Annotated in this window: 4 protein-coding genes; 3 read left to right on the plus strand and 1 reads right to left on the minus strand. The window is 74.1% G+C overall.

Features of this window, described 5'->3' with window-relative positions:
- The 3 genes from F9B16_RS49310 to F9B16_RS49320 form a co-directional block, all read left to right on the plus strand.
- The coding region (locus F9B16_RS49310) for a glycosyltransferase family 4 protein (RefSeq protein WP_225992662.1) at window positions 1–1,262 on the plus strand (1,262 nt) is incomplete at its 5' end.
- A 94-nt stretch (window positions 1,263–1,356) separates the two neighbouring features.
- On the plus strand, window positions 1,357–2,619 hold the full coding sequence (locus tag F9B16_RS49315; RefSeq protein ID WP_151547167.1) for a nucleotide sugar dehydrogenase: 1,263 nt from the start codon (window positions 1,357–1,359) through the stop codon (window positions 2,617–2,619).
- 140 nt (window positions 2,620–2,759) lie between these two features.
- A complete protein-coding gene (locus F9B16_RS49320; protein ID WP_151547168.1) occupies window positions 2,760–3,959 on the plus strand; it encodes a glycosyltransferase in 1,200 nt (399 codons plus the stop codon).
- A gap of 30 nt (window positions 3,960–3,989) precedes the next feature.
- Here the strand turns inward: F9B16_RS49320 and F9B16_RS52035 are convergent.
- Window positions 3,990–4,622: hypothetical protein (locus F9B16_RS52035; RefSeq protein WP_192809393.1), on the minus strand; the 633-nt coding region annotated here is incomplete at its 5' end.

The following is a 4,622-nucleotide window of genomic DNA, read 5'->3' on the forward strand; positions in this document are numbered from 1 at the left end:
TGCGTGAGTTGCTGGCCCGCACGCCGCCGGCCCCCGCCCGCGCCGCCCGTCCCCGGAACGGTTCCGGGACGGGGGTGCTGCAGTTCGTGACGAACGCGCTGCCGGCCACGAACGCCGGCTACACCGTCCGGACGCACCGGATCGCGCTCGCGCAGCGCGAGATGGGGTTCGACACGCACGTGGCGACGCGGCTCGGGTACCCGCTCAGCCAGGGTCTCGGGGACGCGCGGGCCCGGGTGGACGTCGACGGCGTCCCGTACCACCGGCTGCTGCCGTGGCTGCCGCCCGCCGGTCCGGTGCGGGCCGTCGAGAAGGGCGCCGACCTGGCCGGGCGGCTCGTCGAGGAGCTGCGCCCGGACGTCCTGCACGCGGTCAGCAACCATCTGAACGCGGCGGTCGCGCTGGAGCTGGGGCGCCGCCACGGGCTGCCCGTCGTGTACGAGGTGCGCGGCTTCCTGGAGGACTCGTGGCTGTCGCGCGACCCGGCGCACAGCGAGTCCGACGAGTTCTACCGGCTGACCCGCGAGCTGGAGACCCGCCGGATGGCCGAGGCCGACGCGGTCGTCACGCTCGGCGAGGCGATGCGGGCGGAGATCGCGTCCCGCGGCGTCCCCGAGGAGAAGATCTTCGTGGTGCCGAACGGGGTGGACGAGGCGTTCCTCGAACCGCTGCCGGACGCCGCCGGCCTGCGCGCGGAGCTCGGCATCGCCGCGGACGCCACCGTCGTGGGCCTGACGTCGTCGTTCTACGGCTACGAGGGCATCGACACGCTGATCGACGCGGCGGCGCTGCTGCGCGACCGCGGCGTGCCCGTCACGCTGCTGCTGGTCGGGGACGGTCCCGAGCGCGGCGCCCTGGAGCGGCGTGCCGCCGGGCACGGCGTTCACGCCGTGTTCACCGGGCGGGTGCCGATGGGTTCCGTTCGCCGCTACCACGCGCTCCTCGATGTGTTCGCGGTCCCGCGCCGGGCGGACCGGGTGTGCCAATTGGTGACGCCCCTCAAGCCGCTGGAGGCGATGGCCGGGGGAATCCCCGTCATAGCCAGTGATGTCAGGGCACTTCGCGAAATCGTGGAACCCGGCGTGACCGGGGCGTTAACAGTTCCGGAAAACGCGGAAGCATGGGCGAATTGTCTGGAAGACCTGGCTTACAGTCCCGAAAGAAGGCGAAAAACAGGTCAGCGGGCCCGGGAATGGGTTCGGGCGGAACGCACCTGGCGGGCCGTCGCGACGGGGTACCGGGCCGCCTACGGCCTCCGCTGAGGCCGTCCCGACGGACCTCGCCTCGATCGAAATCGCCATACCTGACATCCGGGAGCGCGCCGGGCGCGCGCACCGATCTCGAAGGGAGCCGGGCATGGATCTGGTGGTCATCGGACTCGGCTATGTGGGCCTTCCGCTGGTGCGGGAGGCCTGCCGGGCCGGCCTGCAGGTCGGCGGCCTGGACCGCGACGCACGGGTGGTGGAGGGGCTGAAGGCCGGCCGCTCGCACATCGACGACGTCGCGCCCGCCGAAGTGGCCGACATGCTCCAGGCCGGGTTCGCGCCCAGCCTGGACGCGGAGGTGCTGGACGGCGCCCGGACCGTGGTGATCTGCGTGCCGACCCCGCTGTCGCCCGACGGCGGCCCGGACCTGACCGCGGTGCGCGGCGCCGCCGAGACCGTCGCGGCCCACCTGGCGCCGGGCACCCTGGTGGTGCTGGAGTCCACCACCTACCCCGGCACCACCGACGAGGTCGTGCGGCCCATCCTGGAGACGTCCGGCCTGGTCGCGGGCGAGGACTTCCACCTCGCGTTCTCGCCCGAGCGCATCGACCCGGGCAACACCGTCTACGGGGTCCGCAACACGCCCAAGATCGTCGGCGGTCTCACGCCCGCGTGCGCGTCGGCCGCCGCCGCGTTCTACGGCAAGTTCGTCGAACGCGTCGTCGAGGCCAAGGGGACGCGCGAGGCCGAGATGGCCAAGCTGCTGGAGAACACCTACCGGCACGTCAACATCGCGCTGGTCAACGAGATGGCGGTGTTCTGCAACGAGCTCGGCATCGACCTGTGGGACGCCATCGACTGCGCCGCCACCAAGCCGTTCGGGTTCCAGGCGTTCCGGCCCGGACCCGGGGTGGGCGGGCACTGCATCCCGATCGACCCCAACTACCTGTCCTACAAGGTCCGCTCCCTGGGCTACCCGTTCCGGTTCGTCGAACTGGCCCAGGAGATCAACGACCGGATGCCCCGGTACGTCGCCGAACGCGCCCAGCAGCTCCTCAACCGCGAGGGCCGCGCGCTCAAGGGCGCCAAGGTGCTGCTGCTGGGCGTCACCTACAAGGCCGACATCGCCGACCAGCGCGAGTCGCCCGCCCGGCCCGTCGCCCGCCGGCTGGCCCGGCTGGGCGCCGACCTCGTGTTTCACGACCCGTTCGTCACCGACTGGCAGGTGGACGGCACCCCGGTGCCCGCCGCCGGCGCCGACCTGCCCGCCGCGCTCGCGGACGCGGACCTGGCGATCGTGCTGGCCGACCACGCCGCCTACGACCCCGAGACCCTGACCCGGCACGCCCGGCTGCTGTTCGACACCCGCGGCCGCACCCGGGACGTGCAACTCGAAACCGTCGAACTGCTTTAGCGGGACGGCGCCCCGACGGACCGGAACGAGTCGCCCGCGACCGTCCACATCGCGGACAAGGGGAATTCATCGACGATTTCCATGGGCGACGAAGACTCGAGCAGCAGGCGATTTTACCGGCACCTTGCGGAGTGAGTGGAATGCGGATCTGTGTTTGCACGGTGGTGCACCATCCCGAGGATGCGCGCATTCTGCACCGGCAGATACGCGCGCTCCTCGACGCCGGCCACGAGGTCACCTACATCGCGCCCTTCCGGGCGTGCAACGTGACCCCCTGGCGCGAGGTCAGCCCCGTGGACGTCCCGCGGGCCACCGGGAGGCACCGCCTCCGGGCCCTGCGGGCCGCCCGCCGGGCCCTCGCCGAGCACGCCGGCTACGCCGACGTGATCCTCCTGCACGACCCCGAGCTGGTGGTCTCGCTGCCCCGCGAGACCCGCGGCCGGACCGTCGTGTGGGACGTCCACGAGGACACCGCGGCGGCGCTTACCGCGAAGGACTGGGTGCCCGGGCCGGTCCGCCCGGTGCTGCGGCCCGCCGTCAGGCGGCTGGAGCGGCGCGGCGAGCGGCGGCTGAAGCTGCTGCTCGCCGAGGAGGGCTACCGGGCCCGGTTCCGCGGCGACCACCCGGTCGTGCCCAACACCACCTACGTCTCCGACCTGCCGCCCGGCCCGCCGGACGACCGCCGCGCCGTCTACGTCGGCAACCTGTCGGTGGCCCGGGGCGCGCTCGACATGATCGAGATGGCGCGGCTGCTGGCGCACGAGGGCATCACGGTCGAGCTGATCGGCTCCGCCGACCCGGACGTGCGGCCCGCGCTGCGCGAGGCGCAGCGGACCGGGCTCCTGCGCTGGTACGGGTTCGTCCCGAACGACCGGGCGCTGCGGATCGCCGAGGGCGCGATGGCGGGGCTGGCGCTGCTGCACGACGAGCCCAACTACCGGCACTCGATGCCCACGAAGGTCGTGGAGTACATGGCCCGCGGCGTCCCGGTGATCACGACGCCGAACCCGCCCGCGGTGGACATCGTCGACCCGGCCGGGTGCGGGCTGGTCGTCCCGTTCGGCGACCCGGCCGCCGCCGCGGCGGCGGTCCTGAAGCTGCGCGACGACCCGGAGCTGCGCGTCCGGATGGGCGAGCGCGGCTACGCGGCGGCCCGCGCGCGGTTCCACTGGCCGGTCCACGCGGAGCGCTTCGTGGCGCAGCTGGAGGCCTGGGCGGGCCGCAGCACCGCCGTCGTGCCCGACCCCGTCCTCACCCCGCAGTCCCGGCCCGAGCCGCTGCGCGACTCGCTGCCCGAGCCGATGGCCGAGCCGCTTCCCGAGGCCGTCCCGGACTACTGACGGGCGCCCGGGCGGTCGGCGAGAGGCCGGTCAGGTGCCCGGCGACCAGGTCCGCAGGCGGTCGACCACGGACCGGGCGAGGCGGGCCGCGGCGCCCGGCGGGCGGTCCACGTCCACGACCACCACGGCCCGGTCGACGCGCAGCGCGATCATCCCGGCGGTCGGCCCGAGCTCGTAGGCCCGGCCGGCGGGGATGTCGGGGCGCTCCCGCGCCTGCGACTGGATCGCCTGCAGCGCGTCGAGCATCTTCTCGGCCGCTTCGGGCGTCTCCGCCACCCAGCGGACGCTGACGCTCAGGCCGCGCACCGTCGTCTCGGGCACGGCGTCGTCCGGCGGCTCCGCGCCGCCCGAGGCGTGCGGCGCCGGCGACGTCCCCGCCTTGCCGGTGGCCTTGCCGGTGGCGCTCGCCTTGGCGGAGGGCGTCCCCGACGGCTCCGGACCGCCGGACGCCCCGCCGTCCCCGGGCTTCTTCCCCGCCGTCTCGTTCCAGGTCGTCTCGTACGTGCAGGACACCGGGTGCGGCAGCGTCACGCCCCCGACGCTCGTCCTCGCCGGCCGGACGTCGTGGTCGTCGGCGTGCACGGCCGCCAGGTCGGCCTTCTTGAGCAGCGCGCAGGCGTCCGGCCAGTCGTCCACCGGCACGCCGCCGAGCTCGGCGGGGCC

Source organism: Actinomadura montaniterrae (assembly GCF_008923365.1).
GTDB lineage: Bacteria > Actinomycetota > Actinomycetes > Streptosporangiales > Streptosporangiaceae > Spirillospora > Spirillospora montaniterrae.